The sequence below is a fragment of the Synechococcus sp. 63AY4M2 genome (genome assembly GCF_002760475.1).
Taxonomy (GTDB): domain Bacteria; phylum Cyanobacteriota; class Cyanobacteriia; order Thermostichales; family Thermostichaceae; genus Thermostichus.
On record NZ_AXUX01000001.1, the window covers coordinates 2,037,886 to 2,059,002 of the forward strand.

The following is a 21,117-nucleotide window of genomic DNA, read 5'->3' on the forward strand; positions in this document are numbered from 1 at the left end:
AAGTCAACGGTACAATCACTACAACCATGGTGTGGGGCTAGCGGTTGTTTATCTTATTTTTTGGCCAAAGAGAAGGAAAAAGGTGTTGGTAGGAGAAGTCAGGAAGAGGTTGTTTGAGCTATGAAACTATATCAACGACCCCCATCATGGGTAAGCGACTAAAGTGGCTAGCGCGCTTTTCCGGCGCGCACTCAAGTGCGGGGCTAGCAAGCTATCCTCTTGTGTTTGCCTTTGCCGGTATTTGGGAGCGCTGGCGCAGCCCACAAGGGGTGGAGATAGAAACTTGCGCCATCCTCAACACGCCGGCCATGATGGAGCCTTTCCACGAGCGGATGCCGGCCATTTTGACGGAAAACGACTACGACCTCTCGCTGGATCCACGGGTGCGGGATCCCAAGCTGCTGTTGCCCCTGCTCCGCCCCTACCCGGCAGAGGCCATGGCCGCCTACCCCGTCAGCACCCATGTGAACAACCCGCGCCACGAGGATCCCACGTGTCGTGCTGATACATTTACGCTGAACACTGCTGAACATCACTGTTCAACTATGCAGCGATAGCATTCTGTTTGTTTCCAAACAGAATGGCGGTATCCCGCAAAGCTTTGAGTAGAATACCCAAAGCGCAGTTTCCGTGTCGTCTTACTACCAATTTTCTGCTTTGCTTTGGCTACCATGTTGGCAGACTCGAAAGTAAACAGAAAGATCAACTGGTAGTAATCCGTACTGAACATATTATACATTATTTTCAGTATAGTTGAGCTTATTATTGACTAGAGTCATGCTCCCATCGGAGAAGCTGGGCAGGGATCCAACCTCAGCGAGCCCGCTGGTAGCGCATCCCCGGCAGTTGCACCAGCCAGCCTTCCAGTTCCATAAGCAGCAGGGTGCTGGAGAGGGTGGCAATGTCCATCTGGGTGGCCTGGACCAGGGCGTCGAGGCTGAGGATTTCGTTGCCCAGGAGCTGCCAGAGAAGCTGCTGCTGGGGATCGCTGGGGCCGAAGGAGGGGGGCTGTTCTGGGGGAGGGGATCCCTGAACCAAATCCAGCTCTTGGAGCAGCTCCTCAATCCCCAGGATCATGCCGGCGCCGTTGCGGATGAGCTGCAGACAGCCGCGGGCCGCCGCTGTGTCGATATTCCCCGGTAGGGCGTACACTTCCCGACCGTAGTGGTTGGCCAGGTGGGCGGTAATCAGCGCCCCCGAGCGCTCTGGGGCCTCCATCACCAAGGTGGCGCGGCAGAGGCCGGCGATGATGCGGTTGCGCTGGGGAAAGTGCTCCTTGGCCGGCGGCGTGCCGGGAGGATATTCGCTGAGGACGGCTCCTTGCTCCAAGATGCGCCGGTAGAGGGAGCGATGGTGGGCGGGGTAAACCTGATCCACCCCCGTTCCCACCACGGCCACTGTCTTGCCGCCTGCCTCTAGGCAGGCCTGGTGGGCAATGCCGTCGATCCCGGTGGCCAGCCCCGAGACCACCACACAGCCGGCTTCTGCCAGGGCGGCACTAACTTTCTGAGTCCAGAGCCGACCGTAGGAGGTGGGGGCGCGGGTGCCGACAACAGCAATGGCCGGCTGCTGCCAATCGGGGCATTCCCCTAAGACATAGAGAAGGGGCGGCGGATCCGGCAGCTCCCACAGCAGCGGCGGATAGCCGGGATCCGCCGGGGTTAGGAAAGGGATCCCAGGCTTTTGGGTCTGCTCCAGGATCTCCTCAGGATCGAGGCCAGGCCGGGCAGAGACAATTGCCTGGGCCAAGGTAGGGCCGATGCCTTCTACCTGCTGCAGGTCCAGGGCGTCCGCCTGCCAGGCCTGCTTCAGGGATCCAAAAAACTCCACCAGCCGCTTGAGCCGGTGGGGGCCAATCCCTTTGATGCGGGCCCAAGCTAGCCAGTAGGGCCGCTCCCGTTCTTCATGGCCTGGCCCACGGGAAGGCTCCCTCTTGCCAACAGGATCTGAAGGGGAAAGGGGAAAAGACAATTTAGCTCTGCGCAGTAGTGGCTGTATCTTAAATGATTGGCAAAAGGAACGCTTGGCAAAAAAGCAGGAGATGGGTAGATGTCAGGGTTGGATCCCGCCGGTAACCTTCAAGGATCAAGGCAGCTGCGGTTTGGGCGGATGCGCCAAGCTTGGGTGTGGGGGTTTTATCCCCTGCTGTGGCTGTTGACCTGGGTGGGATCCCGCTCGGCCCAGCCCCAGTTTTTGGGGATCCCGGCCTGGTATTGGCTGGCGGGATTGGCTGTCCTGCTGTTGGTACCTCTTAACTTCTACATTGTGCGCGTTTGCTGGCCTGGAGATGACTGACAGCATTTTAAGTTTGGGTGTGGTGGGGGTGTACTTGCTGCTGCTGGCGGCCATTGGCTTCTGGAGCTATCGCCACAGCGGCCAGGATCCGGTGAGCTATTTTTTGGCAGGGCGGGGGTTGGGATCCCTGGCTCTAACTTTGACGACGCTGGCCACCTTGCTCAGCGCCTTTACCTTCATTGGGGTGCCAGCGGATGCCTATACCCACGGCCTAGGGATCTTCCTGGGGGTGGGGGTGACCACCGCCCTCATTTCGGGGCTGTTTTTGTGGGTGGGCTACCGGGTATGGCTAGCAGCCCAACACTTTGGCTTCATCACCCCTTCCGAGTTTTTCGGCCACCGCTTCAACAGCCCTCTTTTGGCTCTACTCTACTGCCTTAGCGCCCTGATGTTTACCGCCCCCTACATCAGCATCCAGATCATTGGCGGAGCCCGCACCCTGGCGGCGGTGTGGGGGGAGGGGATCCCCTATTGGCCCCTGGCGGTGGTGGTGGCCTTGGTGATCTTGGGCTATGTCCTCTTCGGCGGCTCCCAGGCGGTGGTCTGGACGGACGTGGTGCAGGGGATCATCTTGGTTTTGGGGATGGGGGTGGCTCTTGTGGCAGTGGCTTTGAGGTGGGGCCAGGAGGCTGGCAGCCAGTTGGATCCCTGGCTGAGCTTGCCCGGCCCGCAGGGGCGCTGGAGCTGGCAGACCCTGCTGGGCAACCAACTGCTGTTTTTCATGGCCACGCCCCTTTTTCCCCAGTTTTTCCAGCGCTTCTACATGGCCAAAAGTGCCCGTCCCTTCCAGACTCTGATGGTGGTCTGGCCGCTGCTCATTCTGCTGGTGTTTTTCCCGGCAGCCCTCATTGGCGTCTGGGGCCGGTTGGCTTTTCCTAACCTGCAGCAGCCGGACCAGATCATGCCGCTGATGTTGCAGAGCTTGCCCAGCGGCGTGGCGGCAGTGGTGATTACAGCCGCGCTGGCGGCTTTGATGTCCACGGCGGACTCGCAACTGCTCACGGCCAGCTCCCTAGTGACGCGGGATCTGGTGGTCACCTTCCTCAAGCGCCCGCTTTCCCCGCACCAGGAGGAGCTGTTGGGCCGCTGGGTGGTGCTGGGGATTGGGCTGGTCTCCTTTGCCATTGCCGTCAGGCCGCCGGGGCTGATTGCCCAGATTGCCACCTGGAGCTTCCAGGGCAACGCCATGCTCTTTCCCGTCTTGATCGCCGGCCTGTACTGGAAGCGGGCGACTCGCGCCGGGGCCGTGGCCGGAGCTTTGGTCTCCAGCGGCCTCACCTTGGGCTGGCTGTCGGGCCTGTTGCCCAAAGGCTGGACGGGCGGCTGGCTGCCGGTCATCCCGGCGGTGGTCGCCGGCACAGCCGTGCTGGTGGTGGTCAGCCTGCTAACCCAGCCCGACCGGGAGAGGGTGGCCGCCTACTATGAGAACGGCCCTTGGGCGGAGGAAGGGATCCCGGAATCTTCAGTTGTCTCGACCTAGATGGCGGCCCTCACCCCCAGCCCCTCTCCCTCAGGGAGAGGGGAGATGCTGCGGCGCTGCTCAGCTTCTGCCGGCAGCCAACCTCTTGAGAACAAGGAAGGTGCCGACTAGGAAGAACAGGCCCATCAAGCCGGCCAGCGGGTTGCCGCCGATGCCGGTGAGCCACTCTGGCGCTTTGCCGGTGTATTCGATCCAAGCCAAGTTGTTGACCCAGGTGATGCCCCACACCCAGCCGGCGTGCAGCCCCAGGCTGAGTCCTAGCTTGTTTTGGTTCCACACCTTGGCCTGGGCCAGCAGCAAGCCCATCAGCCATAGCCCCGGAAACTGGGGCCAGGTGGCGAGAATCTCCGCCAGCGGCTTTAAGAAATGGGCCAAAGCAAAGAGAAGGCTGGATCCCCACAGAGCGCTTGTCCAGCCGTAGTCCAAGGCCATCTCCTGCAGCAGCCAACCGCGGAACAACAGCTCTTCCGCCAGCGCCACCGCCAGGCCCACCCCTAACCCCAGCAAGCCATAGCCGAGCAGGGATCCCCCTGCCACCGGCTGCCAGCTCAGCCAGCCCAGGGCACCCTCTAGGCCAAAGAGCAGAAAAAGCCCCCCGACCCCGATCCCCAGGCCCCACAGGATCCCGCCCCGACAGGCCCAACTGCTATCTAGCCCATAGGCAGCAAATCCAGATCTCCACAGCCCCAGCCAGACCAGCAGCAAGGCATACAGGGGCAGCCACAGGTACTCCCGTCGTTCAGGAAGAAGCCAACTCCCCAGCCCGAGCAACGGCAGCCAGGCCAAGAGCGGGATCCCCAAAAACAGCAACAGCCGCAGCGGCAAGGGCAAAGCCTTGAGTTTTGCAATCAGCAGGCCCACCCCAACCGCTCCTGCTTAGCGTTCCGGCTCAATGGAACTGGTCAGGCCATGTTGCCGCAACTGTTCGCAGTAAAACTCCGCGTGCTCCCGCGGCACCACGATCACCACAGCAACACCGTTGTTGTGGGCCTCTAGCATGATCTCGGTGGCTTGCGGCGGCATCATCGCCGGGATCACCTTCACCAGCACCTGCACCACGTACTCCATGGTGTTGACATCGTCGTTGTGCAGCAACACCCGGTACATGGGCATGTGCTTCGGGGTTACAGAAGGCTTGACCAGGGTCTCTGTAGCCACAACGATCCCTCCTTCGGCAGGGTCAACAAGAAGTCTAAGGAACGCAAAACCGCAAAAATGGGGCAAAAGCAGGAAAAACTGTAATGAAATTTTAGCCTTCTCAGCAAGCTCTGTGAAAAGGCCGTGGGGAACCTGGGCGCAGGGGTCAGAGCCGTTAAACCAACCCTAACCCAGCCTTCACCTGCCCACAACCTCAGCTTGGGGGCAAAGGTGCTTGACTAAAAAGGCGATTGGCCTCTGCTGCGGATCCCTTTACATTTGCCTGCGTCCCTGAGGTGGGCCCTATGAGTTCCCTGCGTTCCCGTCGCTTTTTCCTGCAACTGCTTATGTTTGGAGGTGGGGCAGCCGCCCTGGCTGCCTGTGGGGGCACCTCCAGTTCCTCCATTCCCCCCCTGGGAGTGCCTGGATTTCCCCAAGGGGTATTTGCCGGGGATCCCACCGCTGAGGGGGCGGTGCTTTCCACGCGGGTGATCCCGGCCAGTGCAACAGACACGGTTGCGGTGACGTTGCAGGTGGCTGAGAATTCCGAGTTCAACCCCATTTCGCAACAAGTTTCGCTTACTGCTCGCCGTGTGGCGGGCCGCAACTACCGCACTGAGCCAGGCGACTACATTGCTCGTGCCGTCGTCACCGGCTTGAGGCCAGCGCAGCGCTACTTCTACCGGTTTGTCAGCGAGGGGTTTACCAGTCCCGTGGGACAGTTCCGCACCCTGCCGGCTCCTGGAGATGGACGACCCATTCGCTTCTTACACATCAGTTGTGCCAACGAGCCTCCCTTTCCTAATTGTGAACGGCTTTTTGGCACCGGTGAACCCGACCAATCCGCAAGTGAGCGGGATCCCAGGGGTAACCACAGGCAACCTGCGCTTTTTGGAGCTGGCGGTGCCCAACTACAACGTTATTGAAGTGTCCGGCAGCCGCTGCACCATTCAAATCAAAGGCCCCGCCGGCAATGTCTTGACGGATCCCTTAGGGCGAAGGGGGGAACTGAATTTGCCGCAATGAGAAGTCGGCCAGACCGATGCGGGAGCTTCGCCGGATTTCTGGTCAGAATTGAGGGATCCCTGCTCTACTCGGGATCCCTTTTTTGTATCCCTTTTTCGCGATTTTTAACGTGGGATCCTTAACGTGATCTGGATCATTCGGGAAAGACGGATCCGGGTGCTAGAGTGTGGGCGTTGAGGTGGATCTCTGTAGAAAATCTATTCTTTCTCCGTTTTTCAGTAGGAGGGCAGTCTTATGGCTTCGGTGCGGGGCTGGTTGGTGGCAAGTTTAATAGGAGCGGCCACAGTTATCGGGGGCGCTGCCGCCTGGGCTCAGAGCCGTAGTTTGTGGCTTCTTAATGGACAATCGACCGTAGTTACAGGCTATTTCTACCGAGGTGAAAACATCTGGGCGCAGTGCGATCGGGATTGCTTCGATGTGGATCTGGTGCTTTACGATGCCAGCGGTCAGGTGGTGGCTGCAGACGAACTGTTGGACGATTTCCCCATCGTGCAGGCGCCCTACGAGGGCAACTTTTCTGTCAAGGTGATCATGGCTAGCTGTCTCCACCCCAGTGGTTGTGCTGTGATCGTAGACTCGGACTACAGCTTCTAGAAGGGTGCTGGCTGTCCTCACTTCGCTGCTACTGCTTAGGAACTCAGTCCGTAGCCTAGGCTGCTTTGTGAGCAGCTTCCTGGACTTTGGCGTGGGTAAACTTGCTCAGGCCGTGGATGGTCTTTTCCCAGTAGAAGGGCTTGGTAAAAAGCTGCCACAGGGCCATATAGGCTGCGATGGAGTGGAGCTGCCAGTAGATGGGGTTGAGCAGGGCATAGAAGGCTAGATCGTAGTACCCTCGCCGGAAAACGGCCACCAAGTTGAGGTAAATCCCAATGGCATTGCCCACCAGGAGGTTAAACAAGCCCAGATAAACCAGCCAACTGGGAAATAGGTTTTGCAGCCAATGGGCGCGGGTGAGCAGCCAGTAAATAAACAGCAGCCACATGATGGGGCTGGTGAGAAAGGTAAAGAAGCTGCCCCCGATAAAAAATTGGTAGGCCAGCCAGTTTTTGAGGCCCAGCTTGCGCAAGGAGCGCAGGGGGTTGCGGTTGTGGACCAGCCAAGTTTGCATGTAGCCCTTGATCCAGCGGGAGCGCTGCCGGATCCAGTTTTTGAGGGCGCAATTGGCCTCTTCGTAGGTGGTGGAGTTGATCACCCCTACCGTGTAGCCGTGCTGGCTGGCGCGGATGCCTAGATCGGCGTCTTCGGTAACGTTAAAGGGATCCCACCCCTGCAATTCCCGCAGGCGGTCGGTGCGGAAATGGTTGCTCGTGCCTCCCAGGGGGATGGGCATTTTCAGAGTTTCCAAGCCTGGCAGGAGGTAGTCAAACCAGTAGGAATACTCCAGCGTAAACATGCGGGTGAGGAAGTTCTCGTTGCGGTTGAAGTAATTGAGAGCAGCCTGGACGCAGACCAAGCTGGGATCCCCTTTTTTGAAGGCGATGACTGCTTTTTTGAGTTGGTCGGGGTCGGGGATATCTTCAGCGTCGTAGATGGTGAGATATTCGCCGCGGGCAAAGGCCAGTCCATAGTTACAGGCTTTGGGCTTGGTCTTGGGTTTGCTATCTGGCACGATGAGCAGGCGCACGTAGCGGGGGGGCTTGGCAGCTCGAGCTGCCTCAATGGTGGCGCGGTCGTTTTCTTCTAGCAAGATGAGCACATCCAACCGCTCGTGGGGGTAATCCAGCTTAGAGAGAGACTTGATCAAAATCGGCATTACTTCCGGCTCTTTGTAGACCGGCACCAGGATGGTGTAGATGGGCAAGGTGCGGTCATCGAGGGCGGCCACTTCTTCATCGGTAATCTGGTGGAAGCGATCGGCGGATCCCACTAGGCTGAGCAGCAGTTTGAACAGGATCGAAGCGACGTAAAAAAGATTGATCAGCAGCACCAAAATGGTCAGAGTCGTCCAGGGAGCAGTGGCCAACCCCAATAGAAATAGCAGCAGCAGGCCGTAGCCCACTGCAATCTGAGAAGGAGTAAACACCCGCGAGGCCGATTCCTCCGGCAGGCGGGCCATCAGCTTGTACACCGCCTCTTGGCTGAAGCGGGATCCCTGGTCTTGGCTGAGCAGTTGCGTGATATCCTGCTCGGTGCCCAGCACCTTTTCAATCCGCAAGCCTGGCCGCCAGCTGTAGAGCAGCTCATCCACCGCCCAGTCCAGGGGGTCATTGACCATCACTGTAAGGGTGTGCTCATCCGTCCAGCTCAAGGGGTAGAAGAGGTGGCGCATCATCACCTCGGGATCAAACTGCCGGCTCAGGCTCTCGTCGCGGTGGAGCAGCCCTGTCCCCATTAGTTCTGAGACAGCGGGGTAGCCCAGCAAATGGGCTAGGATGCTGAGATACTCGGGGGTGGAGAGGTAGCTCAGCCGGGTCAGCACCTGCCCCAGGCTGGAGCCGGTGCGGCGGCGGATCTCCAAAGCCTGCTGCCACTGCTCTAAGGTAAGACGGCTGCCCAGCAGCTCGGCGGCCAGCTTGCGCTCAAGGATGACCGTCAGGATCTGCTTTTCGGTAGCCGGGATCTCCCAAAGTTTTTCCACTTCCGGGCATAGGGATTTCACGGCCTGCCAAACGCCGGGGTAGCCGGGCTCTTCCGTGGCCACCACCACGGTTTGCGGGTTGAGCCAGCCACAGGGCAAAAAGCGCACCGGTATGAGATCGCCGGGCTCGACTAGCCAAGGCAGCTCCAGATCCAGGGGGTGCTTGAGCAGCCAGTCCCGCAGCTTGGGCCGATCCAAAATCTGGCGACACAGGTCGGCGAACTTGTCGGGGTGCATGACCCGCAGGCTCCAAAGAGCCCTGGGCAAGGAGCAGCCCACCTCTTCCCGGTACTCCTCGGCTGCCGCCAGTTGCTGGCGGGTGAGATAGCCCGTGCGCAAAAGCGAGGATTTGAGAGACTGGAGCATGGCCTAAAACCCTGGGCGCGTCAGCGGGACGGAGTCCTTGCTCGGCTCCAGTCTGGCTCAAGCGCAAGCCCATGCCCAACCCCCCTAGGAAGGAATGGGCGACTCGGGGCGGCGGGCCAAGCGCTGGTAGGTATTCCAGGCTCCCACTGCCAGCAGAATGGCCAGCAGCAGCAGCAGCCAATAGCGGTACTGCCACACCAAAAGCTGCCAACTGAAGCGGCCTGGGTAGCGCACCCGATAGCCTTGGGGTGTGAGATCCCAACTCTGTACCTGGGTGAGCTGGGGGGTGGCAGCGTAGGCAGTGAGCACATTTCCCTGCAGTTGGTTGGCTAGGCGACTGCGCGGATCGGCAAGGCCACGGCTGAGGCGCTCCGCCAAGGCCGGATCAGATCCCCACCAAGACAGCCAGAGGGTAGGCCTGCCCCGAACCAAAAAGTACTGCAGCAGGCCAAGGTTTTCTTGTGGTTGAGCAGCCAGGGCCACCTGCTGGTTTAAGGGATTGAGGATCTCAAACTGGGATCCCAGCCGGATGGGGCTATTCAGCTCCACCTGCTCCGAGGCGGCCACTAGGATCTGCCAGGCAAAATCCCCTGTCTCCAGCTTGGTCTTTTCCTTGGGGAGAAACTGAAGGGTAGGCAGCAGCGGCCGGGCAGATAGCCGGCTCAAGGCCCCGACCAGATAGGCGGCAGCCGGCAACAAGGCGGGATCCCCCAGCCCAACCCGTCCAGATCCCTGCAGCACCGCCGGGATCTCCTGCAGCTCGCCGTTGGGGGCTTGGTAGCCACTCCAGAGGAAGCCGGAGCTATCCGAGCGCACCTGAACCGTCAGCGGCGTCAGGGATCCCTGACAATTGCCGGGGCTGGCCCCGTAGTCGAAGCGCAGCTCCAATTGGTTGAAGCGGCGCAGCAGGCGGGTGGGCAGGGTGACGGTGTCGTTGAGCTGGGTGCGGCCCGTTAGGTTGTAGGTGCGCAGCATCACCCCATTTAAGAACACGTAGCCCGTCAGGCGATCCCCGGCTCGGCCATCCACCGGGTTCATGATCACATCCAGTTGGGCCGCCAGATCCCGCGGGCGCCCCCCCAACTGGGCCAAGTTGAAGTTGAAGACCAAAGACTGGCTGCCAAACCCCCGCAGCAGGGGATCCACAATCCCCAGCTCACGGAAGCTGAGGCGGTTGGCCCTGAGGGCCCTCTCCCAGTCTGCCACCGCCGCTACCTGGATCCCACGGCTGACCAGCCCGGCCCGCTTCCACTCTTCATAGAGGGCAAGAATGGCCTCGCGGCGGGCGGCCACCCGCAGCCGGGATCCCTCTGGGGTAATCTGATGCTGCAGGTGGGGGGTAAAGTTGGCCGGTTCCAGAATCACCTGAGGTCCTTTGGCTGGACGGCTGCTCCAGAGGATGGGCATTTGGGGAAAAAGGTGGGCCAGCAAGCTGTACAGGCCCAGAGCTGCTTCCGCCACCTCAGGAGAGGGGTTGGCGGGCACCACCAGGGTGAGCTGGGGGTACATCAGGCGCAGAAAGCCGGCCACAGTAGCATCGGGCACGCGGGGCACCAGCTCAAAGAAGCTATCGCGCCCCACCCTCAGCAGCAGGTTGCCGGTGTTGAGGTCGGCGCAGATGTCGTCGGTGATGCTCAAAAACGGCTGCACCGACACCGTGATGAAGCGCTCCCCTGGGGGCAGGGCCGGGATCGGCACCCGCACCACCGGCTCCTGCCGCAGATCCCGCACCAGAAAGATCCCCGCCAGCTCGTCGTTGATCAGCACCCGCACGGTAGAGGTGGGCTTGAGCACCGGCGAGGGATCCAGGCGCAACTGGACAAAGCTGGCTTCCGGGTCGATGCCGTTGATGGGCGCAGGGACGGTGACATCCAGGCGCGGGTTGGATCCCTGCAGCAGCACCGAACGCTCGTAGCCCAGCCTCTGGAAAGAAAGAGGCTCCGCCCCCACTGCCTGGGTCGGCACGCAGCAGAGCAAGCCGGCCACCAGCCATCCCCACCGCCTTCTTGCCTGCCTCACCTCAGCCATTTGCTGGATCCCCAGAACCTGCCCCGACGACAAAAAAAGCCTAGACCCAAAGCAGGGGCAACTGCCAAGCTTTTAGAAGTATATGGCGCAATAGTTATCAATTGGCCACAGGAGAGCCCTCTCGCTCAGGAACTGGCCTAGGCGCGGGCGTAGTCGTCCTCGAAGCGCACGATGTCGTCCTCGCCCAGGTATTCTCCGTTCTGCACCTCGATGATCACCAGGGGAATGGTGCCGGGGTTTTCCAGGCGGTGCTTGGTGCAGGGGGGAATGTAGGTGGATTCGTTGGAGTTGAGCAGCATTACCTCCTCGCCCCGGGTGACGCGCGCCGTACCCCGAACCACGATCCAGTGCTCGCTGCGGTGGTAGTGCATCTGCAGGCTGAGGCGATGGCCGGGCTTGACCTCGATGCGCTTGATCTTATACATCGGGCCTTCATCCAAGACGCAGAAGGAGCCCCAGGGGCGGGTCTCAGCCTGGGAGGGCAAAAGCTCCAGCGCCGGAATTGCCGCGTCGTTCATGTCCCGCACAGACTGTAGCATTGAGGTCACACCTTGTTCCAGTTCAAAGACTTCCCTATCTTCACCTGCAGCCCGGCCACTGTTCATCGACCATCTTGCTGAACCCAATACGCCAAAATGCGTAGAAGAAACGCCTCAAAAAAGGGAAAACTAGTCTAGCTTTGTAGGGATCCCAAAACACGTCCATCGATCCCAAATAGTTTTTCTGAAACTTGTTGGCATTAAGTCACTCCTTGGGATTCGATGAGGTGTTCAAGTCTCCTAGAACTAATTGTGAAGTTTAGCTAAGTTTGTTCGTGAAGCATCTATGTTTGCAACTCAGCTTAAAGCCTTCTGGAGGCTCGTTGCGCCGGTAGGGATCCCCTTGCTGCTCCTGGCTGGTCTCTTGTGGGGGCTGAAGGAAGGCTGGGGCTGGGTGAGCCTGGAGATGCAGTTTCTTGTCTACAAGGGATCCGTAGCCGCCCTGGGGCCGGATCCGCGCCTGCCCATTGTGGGCACCACTTTTCCCCCTTCCCTGGTGCTGGCCACGGCCATTTTGGGGCGCTCGCCGCTGTTGTTGCAGGCCATTTTGGGATCCCTGCTGGTGGGCTGGGTGGGGCAGCAGTTGCGCCGTCTGCCCGCCGGCCTGGGATGGCGCTGGCTGTGGGGCTTGTTGCTGCTGCTGCAGCCAGCTTTGATCCTGATGCTGCTGCGCAGCCCGGTTTGGACGGCCACCTCGCTGCTGCTGGGGGTGAACATGGCCTTGTTGTTCCCTCTGGCCGACGAGAAACAAGCAGCGGAGAAGGAGGAGCTGCCGATTACCCTGCGGCTGCTGCTGCTGGGCCTGGCCTTGGGGCCGCTGATGGTGTTGCGCTGGGAAAATGTCTGGCTGCTGCCCTGGCTGGCAGGAGTGCTGCTGGTGGCTTTTCGCCAACAGTCCTGGGGATTTCGCTGGACCTCGCTGCTGGTGGCCGGGTTTATCAGCCTGGCCTTGATCCTGAGCTGGCTGTATGTCAACTGGCTGGCAGTAGGGGATCCCTGGGCTTTTACCTACCAGGTGGGCAGCGGCCTGCGCCTGCCGCAGTTGCGAGAAGACCTGCAGCAGGCCGGCGGCTGGCGGGGGCTGGTGGAGCTGGGGAAGTGGCTGGCGGTGCTGGCCCCTGCCTATCTCCTGTTGGGGATGGGATCCCTGCTGGGCCGCCGGGTGTGGGCTTTGATCTGGGGGATGCCGCTGGTGGTCCTCTTGGCTTCGCTGGGGCAGGGGCTGTTTCTGCCGGAGCTGAGCCGCTTTGGCCTTTTGTGGGTGCCGCTGCCGTTGCTGATGAGGGCCTATCTCTGCCGCGGAGCCGGCCCCGGCTGGGCCAAGCGTCTGCTGATCACGGCCCTCTTGGGGCTGAACTGCTTGACCGGTGGCTATGGGGTAAGCCAAGAGCCGGGGTTTTTGGCCCCGCTGGTGGCAGAAGAGCGGGATCTCTGGGAGCGGCTGGTGGCAGGGGTAGTGCCCCTTAGTGGCGAGTTGGAAGCTGCCCAAAACCTGTATGAAGTAACCTCTGCTGGGCAAGCCCTAGAAGACTGGCGGAGGCTGCGGCAGGAAAAGCGCCAGGTTGGGCAGTATCTCTATCGCCACCTGTTGCCCGGACAAAAAGTGCTGGTGGACGACGACATCCACTTTGAGGCTATCTTTTGGGCAAGGGATCCCCGCTCTTTCCTTACTCCTCACCAGTACGAGTTTGCCCTGGCCCTTCAGCATCCCCAGGAAAGGGTGGACTACCTCTTGGTAGCGGGGCTGGCGGATCCCTTGCGGAGCGCCGATCGCATCCTGCAATTTTGGCCTGAGCTCGCCTTTGAAGGGCTGCCGGGCTTTAGGGAGGTTTATAGCTCCCCCCAAGTGCGGCTGTGGGCCCGCCAGGCAGAGCCTCGGGAGGAAACGGGATGATCTGGAGACGGCAATGGCGGCGACGACAGGTGCTGCAGATGGGCGGAGCGCTGCTGGCCGGCTATGGGATGGGCGGCTGCGGTCAAGCACTTTTGGGGCCGCAAGGGAACCGCAGCTCGGAAAATAGCGAGCCTGGAAGCCTGAGCTTGGCCGAGCTGCTGGCCCGCTGGGAGGTGGGCATTGGCGAGGATCCGGGGCGCTTTCTCTGGGAGATCGAGTCGGATCCGCAGGTGGCGGCAGTAGCGCGGGGCTGGGATCCCCATTTTTTGAGCGGCTGGCTCAACAGCTTTGACCACCGCCAGGGGGATCTCTCCTTTTGGCGCAACTGGCACCAGGCGGGGCTTTTGCGGCAGTGGTTTGAGCGGGGCTACAGCCTGCACATCATCACCTGGGAAGACGACACCAACCGCCCCTGCGGCGACTACCACATCTCGCCGCAGTTTGTCCAGGACGTGGCCGAGCTGGCCGGGTATGTTGCTCAAGCCAATCCCCAAGGCCGCCCCACCTATTGGAGCCTGGCCACCGAGTTTTCCTACTGGCGCATCCCCGCCGATGCCTACAATGCCGACACCGCCCCCTACTACCGCGCCCTCATGGACAACGTCTTGCGGGCTCGCCAGGCCATCAAGGAGCGTCTGCCAGAGGCCGAGGTGGCCCTCTGCTGGGGCGGCTGGATTGCCACCTTCGACGACCCACGCCGCGGGGCAGGCCGCAGCATGGTGGCGCCTTTTGCCGAGACGATGAGCCAGATGGACGGGATCGCCTTCCAGTCGATGCGCCAGCGGCGGCCGGGGGAGTTTAACCCGGAGCTGAACGGCCCGGATCCGGGCAACCCGGAGCAGATCCGTCTCTGCTGCCGCCTCTTTGCCCCCATCCACCGCAACTTGATGTTGGCCCACTACGAGCCCTCGATTAAGGACAAACATCCCAACGGCGGCCGGGCCGACACCGTCCAGGTGGATTTTGAGATCATGAGCCGGCCCGACTGGCTGCAGGAGGTGTCGCAACTGGGGCTGCGGCGCATGTCTCTCATGCACTACGGCCTCTACAAAGGGGATCCCTATGGAGCGCTGACGGCAGCGCGGCAATTTCGGGCCCGCGTGGGTTTGCCGGCTGTGGCCCAGGGGGTGTAGGGAAAGCCCTGTGGGCGACGGCCCAAAGCGGCCTTCTGCCGATACAATCCCCCTCGGCGGCGCTGCTGTTGCCGGGAAAAGAAGAGAGGGATCCCTAGATGAAGCCTTTTGCAATTACCAGAAGCTGGCTGCTGGCCCTGGGCCTTGCCCTGGGGGGGTGGGAGCTGCCGGCCTGGGCGGGCTGTGGCTTTCCGCGCGGGGCAGGTCAGACGTTTTTTTCCCTCCAGCCCGAGGTGTACCAACCCCGCACCCGCTTTGACCAGAAGGGACGCCTGCAGCAGGCCCCTTCAGAGTACGGCGAGACCCGCCTCAACCTGTTTGCCGAAACCGGCCTCAGCGATCGCCTCACCCTCAACCTCAACACCAGCTATGTTTTCCTGGAAAACCGCTTCGCCAGCTGCGACCAGCTCGTGACCCAGCGCAACCAGGGCCTGCGGGATCTGGAACTGGGCCTGCGCCACACCTGGGGAGAGGGGGATCCCTTTTTCTCGGCGCAATTGACGGCCCTGATCCCGCCGGGATATGCCACCCAGAACACCTCCCTGCCCCTGGGCTATGGGGTTTTCGGCTACGACTTCAGCTTGGGAGCGGCGGCTAATGTCGAGCTGGGATCCCTGCCCGCCTTTTTCGACTCTTGTCTTACGTTTCGGGATTACCTGGGCTATCCGGGCGACCGCCTCAAAGCCAACTTGACCTTTGGAGCAGATCTCAGCCCTGAGGTCCAGGCCATTGTGGCCCTGGACGGTGACTTCACCCTTGGCAACGGCGCCCCTTTGCTCTTTGGAGATGTGGCAGTGCAGGATCCCGACTACGACAGCCTCAAGCTTTCGGGCCAGCTCAACTGGCGGTTGGAGGGAGGGTTAACGCTGGGCCTAGGAGGGTTTCAATTCTTGACTGGTCGCAACACCAACGCCGGCGGCGGCTTCACCGGCTATGTGTGGCTGAGTTACTAAAACCCAACAAAATGTTGCGGGATATCCGCCTCGGTAACAGGGATCCCCAGAGCCAGATCTAGGATGAGTCTTGGCAAACCTTGGCCTGGAGAACGGATCCCATGCCTCGCTTTGAGAACATCATTGCCGCCATCGACGGCAGCGGCCCCACCGAGCAGATGCTGCACACGCTGCTGTCTCTGCCGGCCTTTGCCCAGTGCCACGTGACCCTGCTGCATGCGGTGCCTTCCCAGACCTCTGCCGAGGAGATGCGAGCTGCCTGGCAAAAGGGGCAGGAACTGCTGGCCCAGACGCTGCAGACCTTTCCCCCGCGACCTGGGCTGAAGATCAGCACCCAACTGGTGGAAGGGGATCCCAAGGTGGTGGTGCTGCAGGTGGCCGAGTCCCTGCCCGATCCCCTGATCGTGATGGGATCGCGGGGGCGCAACCGCATCATGGCCATTTTGCAGAACTCGGTCAGCCAATACGTGTTCCAGCTCGCCTCCTGCCCCATGCTGCTGGTCAAAGACGACGCCTACGTCAAATACCCCAGCCACGTCATGGTGGCCCTCAACAACTCCCCCGCCGCCCAGGCCGCCTTTGCCACGGCCCTGGATCTGGTTGCCGGCATCCCAGGGGCCCAGATCTTTTTGGCCTCGGTGCAACTGGATGCCGATGCCCAAGGCCGGGACGAGGCTTTGGATAAGGCCATTGCCACCCTCAAAAGCCGCCAAATCCCCCACCGGGTGTTTACGGCGGTCGGCGATCCCGGCGCCGAGATCGTGCGCCTGGCGGAAGAGAGCAAGGCCGACCTGCTGGTGATGGGATCCCCAGATCGCCGGCCCAGCATTGCCCGCAGCATCCCCGATTTGGATCGCCTGCTGGGGCGCTCCATCTCCGACTATGTGCGGGTGCACATCGGCTGCCCCGTGCTGATGGTGCGCTCTGCTCAAGACTAGAGACTGGTCACTCCCTAAGGCAGGATAGAACGGCGCTCCGTCACGCGGTCGCTTTGCTGCTGGCGATCCGGGCTGACGGCCCAAGCCTCGAAGATGAGCTCAGGGACGCCAGGGGGGATGGTCATGCGGGTGAGGGCTTGCCACCGCCCCTGCTCGTCGCGGGAGAAGTCCAACAACCACCGGGGGCCATCCACCAAAGAGCGGGTGTGACCGTGCTTGACCCAAAACTTAATCCACAAAGGAGGCTGAGCGGTGGAGCTACTGGCAGAATTGACGGAAGCCGGCAAACGCAGCACTACATCGAAGTTGTCACCTGCCCGCAGTTGCTCAGGCACCACCAGTTGCGGCGCCGGGCAAGCTCCCGGCACCTGCGGGGAAAGAGGCGAGGTTCCCGGACTGGCGGCGGCGAGCGGTGGCGGCGGAACCGCCTCCTCGCGAGGTGGCTCAGGTTGGGGTGGTGGAGAAGAGGATGAGATGGGCACTGGCCCAACCTCAGGTTGGGCGGCAGGTTCGGGCGCGGTGTCTGCTAGGGAGGCTGGGAGCTCTTCTGGCTGAAGCGGGCCCAAAACTTCTCCAGCCTCCTCTTTTTCCGCAGGGGCGCTGCGCTGCGAGATGCGCAACAACTTCTGCAGGGTGCGTTCGGGGGACAGCAAGGGTGAGGGCGGGGAAGAACTGCCGGCTGCGGCTGGCGTTTCTTCTTGCCGCTGCTGACCGGCAGGGATCCCTGGGGAGGGTGGGAGGACTTCCCCCTGGCCGCGACAGCGAACGGAAAAGGAGATCCGCAGCGGCTCTGGATCCGACCAGGAAGAGGGAGTGAGGCGCAGTTCCCCCCGCAGCGGACGGCTCCAGGTATGGCTCGGCAGGGTGATGGGAATGCTGAACACTGCCGTCCGGGCTTCAGTCGGAAATTGAATCAGCCGTTGCCCCTCGAAAACCGGGCTCTGCTCCCCTTCATCTTCTTGCCAAACTCGTACCCGCAGCTCGCCACTACAGCCAATCCGCCCCGTCACCACCAGCACTTCCCCCGGAGATCCCTCCAATTCGCTGTGCATCAGGGAAAACAGCTCTGGCGGGATGGCAACCTCTTTTTTCTGAGCCAGCTCAGGAGGTTCAGACGCGACTTCTTGGGCCGCCGGGGATAGTGCCTGTTTCCGCTGCACCGGGGCGGGCACAACCTGGAAGCGCAGGCAATTGTTCAGCTCCGCCTCGCCAAATAACTCGGCGATCAAATCGGCATCTCGGCAGTGCAACTCCCAAAAACCAGGGGCGAGGTGGGTGGCCGGCAGGATGACGCCGATCCCCTCCTCGTTGGTGCGAACAGAACGGGTTTGCATGAGCGAGGCGGCTGTCTTGGGGTTGGCTACCGCTGGGGATCCGCTATTTTCGGTCGGCAGAGGGCGCTGGCGGACTTCCACTGTGATGGTGAAGTGGGGCTGGGGAGAACGGGCAACGATGGTGTAGGTGTCCTCTTCCAGAATGGCTCCCTCGGCTGGTACCGGCTGCCAGTCTTCTCGGCCGTTGCGCCGCACCCAAAAACTCAACATCGCTCCCTCACCTCTGGGACACCAAATACTTCACCAGGTCAGCTTGCAAGAGGGTTTGCTGCTGCCCCGTGGGCAAGTGCTTGAGCTGCACCTCCCCGGCCGCAGCTTCCGCATCCCCCAGCGCGACAGCCCAGGTCGCACCGCTGCGGCTGGCCCGCTTGAACTGCTTGCTGAAAGCGCTGCCGCTCAGATCCAGCTCGGTGCAGAAGCCGGCTTGGCGCAGAGCTTGGGCAATCTGAAGGGATTGGGCCTCCGCTTTGGCGCCGCGGGAGATCACGTAAACCTCGACCGATGTTGGCGGAATCTCCTGTTGTTTCTTCTGCAGCAGCAAAACCAGCCGCTCCAGGCCGATGGCCCAGCCCACCGCCGGGGTGGGAGGCCCGCCCAGCTCCTCCACCAGACCGTCGTAGCGGCCACCCCCACAGACGGTGCTCTGGGATCCCAGCTCCGGCGAGACGATCTCAAAGGCGGTGTGGGTGTAGTAGTCCAGGCCGCGCACCAGGTAGGGATCCAGCTCATAGGGAATGTCTAGGGCTTGGAGATGGGCCTGCACTTGCTCGAAGAAGGCCCGCGAGTCAGCACTGAGGTAATCGGGCAGCTTGGGCCCTTGTTCAGCAATGGTGCGGGTATGGGGATCCTTGCTGTCGAGGATGCGCAACGGGTTGCGGACAAGGCGCTCCTGGGAGTCCAGATCCAGCTCTTCCTTCAAAGGGGTAAGGTAGTCCACCAGGGCTTGGCGATAGGCCCGCCGATCCTGCGGATCCCCGAGGGAGTTGAGCCGCAAGGTGAGGTTTTCCGCCCCCACTGCCCGCAGCAGATCCCAGGCCAAGGCGATGACCTCGGCATCGGCGCGGGGATCGCGGCTGCCCAGCAGCTCCACCCCCAACTGGTGGAATTGGCGTTGCCGCCCCGCTTGGGGACGCTCATAGCGAAACATCGGCCCACAGTACCAGAGGCGCTGCACATCGCCGGCCACCTGCAACCCATGCTGGATGTAGGCCCGCACCACGCCGGCGGTGTTCTCGGGGCGCAGGCTCACCTCCTGCTCGCCGCGGGTGCTAAAGGAGTACATCTCCTTGCCCACCACGTCGGTGGCGCTGCCAATGCTGCGGGCAAAGAGTTCTGTCAGCTCCAGAATCGGGGTGCGGATCTCCTGGTAGTTGGCTCGCCCCAAGATCTCGCGGGCGCTGGCCTCCACCTGCTGCCAAAGCCGTACCTCCTGCGGCAGGATATCTCGGGTGCCGCGCACCGCCTGGATCATCTCCATGCCTGTTCTCCCCCGCCCAGAACCACGGCTTGCTGCGCCAATGGTCGGCGTCAGTTTTTTCCTATCAACTCAATTATCGATTATCGGCTATCGGCAGCCGCGTTCCCCATTGCCGACGGGGCAAGCTGAGCCTGAGCTAAACCCCAACAGGAGTAGGTGGCGGCCACTTGGCTGCTGGCAGCCACAGCGGCGGTGGTGGAGCGCAAAATGGTGGTGCCCAGGGAAACCGGCACTCCGCCATGGGCTTCCGCCTGACGGCGCTCGGCCTCCGTCCAGCCGCCTTCTGGGCCGATGGCCACCGCCAAGACGGGATCCCTCTCCGAGAGCCTCAGCTTCGGCAGGGCTTGCAGCAGGAGGGGAGCGTTCTCCCGCGCCACAGCAATGCCCCACCAATCGGCTTTGAGCTCGGCCAGCCAACTTGTCCAAGGGGTAGGGGGATCAACCTGGGGCCAGCGCAGCCGCTCACATTGTTCGGCGGCCTCCTGCACAATTTTCTGCCAGCGTTCCCGCCGGCCCCATCCCGGCTCCACCACGGTGCGCTCCGTCAGCAGAGGGGTAATGCGCGCCGCTCCCAGCTCGGTGACCTGGCGAAACACCTCGTCAAACCCCGGCCCCTTGACCACTGCCAAGCCCAGATGCAAATAAACGGGCAGCTCCCGCGGCAGCGCCTCCACCTCGCCCATAACCTGGGATCCCTGCGGCTGCCAATGGGCCAGCCACAGCTTGCCGGAGCCATCCAAAACCAAGAACGGATCCCCCGGCTTGAGGCGGCGCACCCGCTGCAAGTAGTGCTCTTGCGGGCCGGTTAAACGGAGAACACCGCCGGCATCCCGTTGAGCCGGGTCGATGGCCAGGCGGGGCAGAGAACTCAGGTCATGCGTGCGTTCAGACAGCACCATTCTCCCCGTCGCCAGAGGGCTGCCACCGCCCATTCGTTGGCCTCCAACATCTCCGCCACCAACTTGGCCTGCTCGAGGAGGATACCGCTGAGGATCAGCCACCCCCCCTTTTTCACCACCAGGCCAAACTCTGGGATCATATCCAGGATCACGTCCGTCAGAATGTTGCACACCAGCCCGTCCACCATCTCGGGAATGTGCTCGAGGCTCCCCTGGGCCACCACAATGCGATCGGTGAGGCCGTTGAGGTCGCGGTTGTGGAGCGTGGCCTGCACCGCCAGCGGGTCGATGTCCACCGCAAACACCCGCTTTGCCCCCAAAAGAGCCGCCGCCACCGACAAAATGCCCGATCCACAGCCCACATCGGCCACTGTTACCCCCTCTGTGCCCGCCCCCAGGCGCATCTCCAAAGCCTCCAGGCAGAGCTGGGTGGTGGGGTGCGTGCCCGTGCCAAAGGCCATGCCCGGATCCAGCCGCAACAGGAGACGACCGGGATGGGGGGGGGGATCCAGCCAGGCCGGACAGATGAGCAGCTTGTCCCCAACTGGCTCGGGCTGCCAGTGCTGCTTCCAACTGTTGCTCCAATCCTCCGCTTCTATGCGTTCCCAGCGCAGTTTGGGGATGGGCTGGCCAGCCACAAGGGCGTCTTGCCGCAGGCGCAGCGCCAGAGCGGCCAAATCCAAAAGGGTGGCGCGGAACCAGGGCAAATAGGCGTGAATGCTGATTCGATCTTCGCCATGAGCCTGGCTGGCCATGCCCTGACAGCCAAAGCTCTCCAGCCGCCAAAAGATCTGATCCTCCTGGGCAGGGGAAGCGATGATGTTGAGAGCCCACCAGGCCCCACCGGGATCCGGCGCTTGGGCAGGCGAGAGCAGGCTGGGGTCGGCAACGGTTGTGCTCACGGGGATCCCTTCAACAAACCTAAGGAAAACCGAAGTTTTGGCTAACAGAATAGCGCTCCAAGTTGCCAGCAGGCTAGCACTTAATCCAGCACTCTATATCAAAAATTGCAGTTCTCCCCTCAATTCATAGTTTAGGCT

The 21,117-nt window shown here is 61.7% G+C and carries 20 protein-coding genes and 1 pseudogene; 11 read left to right on the forward strand and 10 right to left on the reverse strand.

Going from position 1 to position 21,117, the window contains the following annotated elements:
- Together SYN63AY4M2_RS09050 and SYN63AY4M2_RS09055 are read left to right on the forward strand one after the other, a co-directional pair.
- Positions 1 to 121 (forward strand): annotated as a pseudogene (locus tag SYN63AY4M2_RS09050) (IS200/IS605 family transposase); the annotation flags it as partial.
- Between the two features lie 100 nt (positions 122 to 221).
- Positions 222 to 557, forward strand: coding sequence for an SOS response-associated peptidase family protein (locus SYN63AY4M2_RS09055; RefSeq protein ID WP_240527810.1), 336 nt, complete (start codon positions 222 to 224; stop codon positions 555 to 557).
- A gap of 256 nt (positions 558 to 813) precedes the next feature.
- Here the strand turns inward: SYN63AY4M2_RS09055 and dprA are convergent, their stop codons facing one another.
- The gene (gene dprA, locus SYN63AY4M2_RS09065; RefSeq protein ID WP_099812804.1) at positions 814 to 1,971 is read right to left on the reverse strand and encodes a DNA-processing protein DprA; all 1,158 of its coding nucleotides are present in this window, start codon (positions 1,969 to 1,971) and stop codon (positions 814 to 816) included.
- A 138-nt stretch (positions 1,972 to 2,109) separates the two neighbouring features.
- Here dprA and SYN63AY4M2_RS09070 point away from each other — a divergent pair, with 138 nt between their 5' ends.
- Positions 2,110 to 2,295, forward strand: coding sequence for a hypothetical protein (locus tag SYN63AY4M2_RS09070; RefSeq protein ID WP_240527811.1), 186 nt, complete (start codon positions 2,110 to 2,112; stop codon positions 2,293 to 2,295).
- A complete protein-coding gene (locus SYN63AY4M2_RS09075) occupies positions 2,288 to 3,775 on the forward strand; it encodes a sodium:solute symporter family protein (protein ID WP_099887337.1) in 1,488 nt (495 codons plus the stop codon). The genes SYN63AY4M2_RS09070 and SYN63AY4M2_RS09075 overlap by 8 nt, the downstream gene beginning before the upstream one ends.
- A 60-nt stretch (positions 3,776 to 3,835) precedes the next feature.
- On the opposite strand, the gene SYN63AY4M2_RS09080 is transcribed toward SYN63AY4M2_RS09075, so the two are convergent.
- Positions 3,836 to 4,636 carry a CPBP family intramembrane glutamic endopeptidase gene (locus tag SYN63AY4M2_RS09080; protein WP_099835760.1) on the reverse strand — a complete coding sequence of 267 codons (801 nt, stop codon included), beginning with the start codon at positions 4,634 to 4,636 and terminating at the stop codon, positions 3,836 to 3,838.
- Between the two features lie 15 nt (positions 4,637 to 4,651).
- A complete protein-coding gene (clpS, locus tag SYN63AY4M2_RS09085; RefSeq protein ID WP_099812808.1) occupies positions 4,652 to 4,933 on the reverse strand; it encodes an ATP-dependent Clp protease adapter ClpS in 282 nt (93 codons plus the stop codon).
- Positions 4,934 to 5,217: 284 nt separating this feature from the next.
- Here clpS and SYN63AY4M2_RS09090 point away from each other — a divergent pair, with 284 nt between their 5' ends.
- From SYN63AY4M2_RS09090 to SYN63AY4M2_RS09095, 3 genes are all read left to right on the forward strand, one after another.
- Positions 5,218 to 5,838, forward strand: a complete 621-nt coding sequence (locus SYN63AY4M2_RS09090; RefSeq protein WP_240527812.1) for a PhoD-like phosphatase N-terminal domain-containing protein — start codon at positions 5,218 to 5,220, stop codon at positions 5,836 to 5,838.
- Positions 5,816 to 5,938 (forward strand): hypothetical protein, encoded by a 123-nt coding sequence (locus SYN63AY4M2_RS14370; RefSeq protein WP_276307366.1) that lies wholly within the window; start codon positions 5,816 to 5,818, stop codon positions 5,936 to 5,938. Before SYN63AY4M2_RS09090 ends, SYN63AY4M2_RS14370 begins: the two co-directional genes overlap by 23 nt.
- 234 nt (positions 5,939 to 6,172) lie before the next feature.
- Complete coding sequence (locus tag SYN63AY4M2_RS09095; protein WP_099887338.1) at positions 6,173 to 6,532, forward strand: hypothetical protein; 360 nt, start codon at positions 6,173 to 6,175, stop codon at positions 6,530 to 6,532.
- Between the two features lie 55 nt (positions 6,533 to 6,587).
- Here the strand turns inward: SYN63AY4M2_RS09095 and SYN63AY4M2_RS09100 are convergent, their stop codons facing one another.
- The 3 genes from SYN63AY4M2_RS09100 to SYN63AY4M2_RS09110 form a co-directional block, all read right to left on the reverse strand.
- Positions 6,588 to 8,882 (reverse strand): glycosyltransferase, encoded by a 2,295-nt coding sequence (locus tag SYN63AY4M2_RS09100; protein ID WP_099887339.1) that lies wholly within the window; start codon positions 8,880 to 8,882, stop codon positions 6,588 to 6,590.
- An 84-nt stretch (positions 8,883 to 8,966) separates the two neighbouring features.
- On the reverse strand, positions 8,967 to 10,910 hold the full coding sequence (locus tag SYN63AY4M2_RS09105) for a cellulose biosynthesis cyclic di-GMP-binding regulatory protein BcsB (RefSeq protein WP_240530522.1): 1,944 nt from the start codon (positions 10,908 to 10,910) through the stop codon (positions 8,967 to 8,969).
- Positions 10,911 to 11,047: 137 nt separating this feature from the next.
- Positions 11,048 to 11,428: a cupin domain-containing protein gene (locus SYN63AY4M2_RS09110; RefSeq protein WP_346426066.1), complete on the reverse strand. Its 381-nt coding sequence runs from the start codon at positions 11,426 to 11,428 to the stop codon at positions 11,048 to 11,050.
- Between the two features lie 307 nt (positions 11,429 to 11,735).
- On the opposite strand from SYN63AY4M2_RS09110, the gene SYN63AY4M2_RS09115 reads away from it, so the two are divergent.
- From SYN63AY4M2_RS09115 to SYN63AY4M2_RS09130, 4 genes are all read left to right on the forward strand, one after another.
- The gene (locus SYN63AY4M2_RS09115; RefSeq protein ID WP_240530523.1) at positions 11,736 to 13,343 is read left to right on the forward strand and encodes a hypothetical protein; all 1,608 of its coding nucleotides are present in this window, start codon (positions 11,736 to 11,738) and stop codon (positions 13,341 to 13,343) included.
- Positions 13,340 to 14,476, forward strand: coding sequence for a hypothetical protein (locus SYN63AY4M2_RS09120; protein WP_099887340.1), 1,137 nt, complete (start codon positions 13,340 to 13,342; stop codon positions 14,474 to 14,476). Before SYN63AY4M2_RS09115 ends, SYN63AY4M2_RS09120 begins: the two co-directional genes overlap by 4 nt.
- A 98-nt stretch (positions 14,477 to 14,574) precedes the next feature.
- The gene (locus SYN63AY4M2_RS09125) at positions 14,575 to 15,429 is read left to right on the forward strand and encodes a hypothetical protein (protein ID WP_206337012.1); all 855 of its coding nucleotides are present in this window, start codon (positions 14,575 to 14,577) and stop codon (positions 15,427 to 15,429) included.
- A 101-nt stretch (positions 15,430 to 15,530) separates the two neighbouring features.
- Positions 15,531 to 16,367, forward strand: a complete 837-nt coding sequence (locus tag SYN63AY4M2_RS09130; RefSeq protein WP_099887341.1) for a universal stress protein — start codon at positions 15,531 to 15,533, stop codon at positions 16,365 to 16,367.
- A gap of 14 nt (positions 16,368 to 16,381) precedes the next feature.
- Here SYN63AY4M2_RS09130 and SYN63AY4M2_RS09135 read toward each other — a convergent pair whose 3' ends face one another.
- From SYN63AY4M2_RS09135 to prmA, 4 genes are all read right to left on the reverse strand, one after another.
- A complete protein-coding gene (locus SYN63AY4M2_RS09135; RefSeq protein ID WP_011431289.1) occupies positions 16,382 to 17,911 on the reverse strand; it encodes a hypothetical protein in 1,530 nt (509 codons plus the stop codon).
- Between the two features lie 7 nt (positions 17,912 to 17,918).
- Positions 17,919 to 19,178, reverse strand: coding sequence for a histidine--tRNA ligase (gene hisS / locus SYN63AY4M2_RS09140; protein WP_011431288.1), 1,260 nt, complete (start codon positions 19,176 to 19,178; stop codon positions 17,919 to 17,921).
- An 80-nt stretch (positions 19,179 to 19,258) separates the two neighbouring features.
- Positions 19,259 to 20,077: a 16S rRNA (uracil(1498)-N(3))-methyltransferase gene (locus SYN63AY4M2_RS09145; RefSeq protein ID WP_011431287.1), complete on the reverse strand. Its 819-nt coding sequence runs from the start codon at positions 20,075 to 20,077 to the stop codon at positions 19,259 to 19,261.
- Positions 20,047 to 20,952: a 50S ribosomal protein L11 methyltransferase gene (prmA, locus tag SYN63AY4M2_RS09150; RefSeq protein WP_049749840.1), complete on the reverse strand. Its 906-nt coding sequence runs from the start codon at positions 20,950 to 20,952 to the stop codon at positions 20,047 to 20,049. The genes SYN63AY4M2_RS09145 and prmA overlap by 31 nt, the downstream gene beginning before the upstream one ends.
- Positions 20,953 to 21,117 lie beyond the last annotated feature (165 nt).

Excerpts from the sequence above, each read along its gene's own strand:
- hisS (WP_011431288.1), bottom strand. The coding sequence starts at position 19,178 with ATGGAGATGATCCAGGCGGTGCGCGGCACCCGAGATATCCTGCCGCAG.
- SYN63AY4M2_RS09075 (WP_099887337.1), top strand. The coding sequence starts at position 2,288 with ATGACTGACAGCATTTTAAGTTTGGGTGTGGTGGGGGTGTACTTGCTG.
- SYN63AY4M2_RS09110 (WP_346426066.1), bottom strand. The coding sequence starts at position 11,428 with ATGAACGACGCGGCAATTCCGGCGCTGGAGCTTTTGCCCTCCCAGGCT.
- SYN63AY4M2_RS09070 (WP_240527811.1), top strand. The coding sequence starts at position 2,110 with ATGCGCCAAGCTTGGGTGTGGGGGTTTTATCCCCTGCTGTGGCTGTTG.
- SYN63AY4M2_RS09125 (WP_206337012.1), top strand. The coding sequence starts at position 14,575 with ATGAAGCCTTTTGCAATTACCAGAAGCTGGCTGCTGGCCCTGGGCCTT.
- SYN63AY4M2_RS09105 (WP_240530522.1), bottom strand. The coding sequence starts at position 10,910 with ATGGCTGAGGTGAGGCAGGCAAGAAGGCGGTGGGGATGGCTGGTGGCC.
- SYN63AY4M2_RS09135 (WP_011431289.1), bottom strand. The coding sequence starts at position 17,911 with ATGTTGAGTTTTTGGGTGCGGCGCAACGGCCGAGAAGACTGGCAGCCG.
- SYN63AY4M2_RS09120 (WP_099887340.1), top strand. The coding sequence starts at position 13,340 with ATGATCTGGAGACGGCAATGGCGGCGACGACAGGTGCTGCAGATGGGC.
- SYN63AY4M2_RS09090 (WP_240527812.1), top strand. The coding sequence starts at position 5,218 with ATGAGTTCCCTGCGTTCCCGTCGCTTTTTCCTGCAACTGCTTATGTTT.
- SYN63AY4M2_RS09145 (WP_011431287.1), bottom strand. The coding sequence starts at position 20,077 with ATGGTGCTGTCTGAACGCACGCATGACCTGAGTTCTCTGCCCCGCCTG.
- SYN63AY4M2_RS09115 (WP_240530523.1), top strand. The coding sequence starts at position 11,736 with ATGTTTGCAACTCAGCTTAAAGCCTTCTGGAGGCTCGTTGCGCCGGTA.
- SYN63AY4M2_RS09100 (WP_099887339.1), bottom strand. The coding sequence starts at position 8,882 with ATGCTCCAGTCTCTCAAATCCTCGCTTTTGCGCACGGGCTATCTCACC.
- SYN63AY4M2_RS09130 (WP_099887341.1), top strand. The coding sequence starts at position 15,531 with ATGCCTCGCTTTGAGAACATCATTGCCGCCATCGACGGCAGCGGCCCC.
- SYN63AY4M2_RS09095 (WP_099887338.1), top strand. The coding sequence starts at position 6,173 with ATGGCTTCGGTGCGGGGCTGGTTGGTGGCAAGTTTAATAGGAGCGGCC.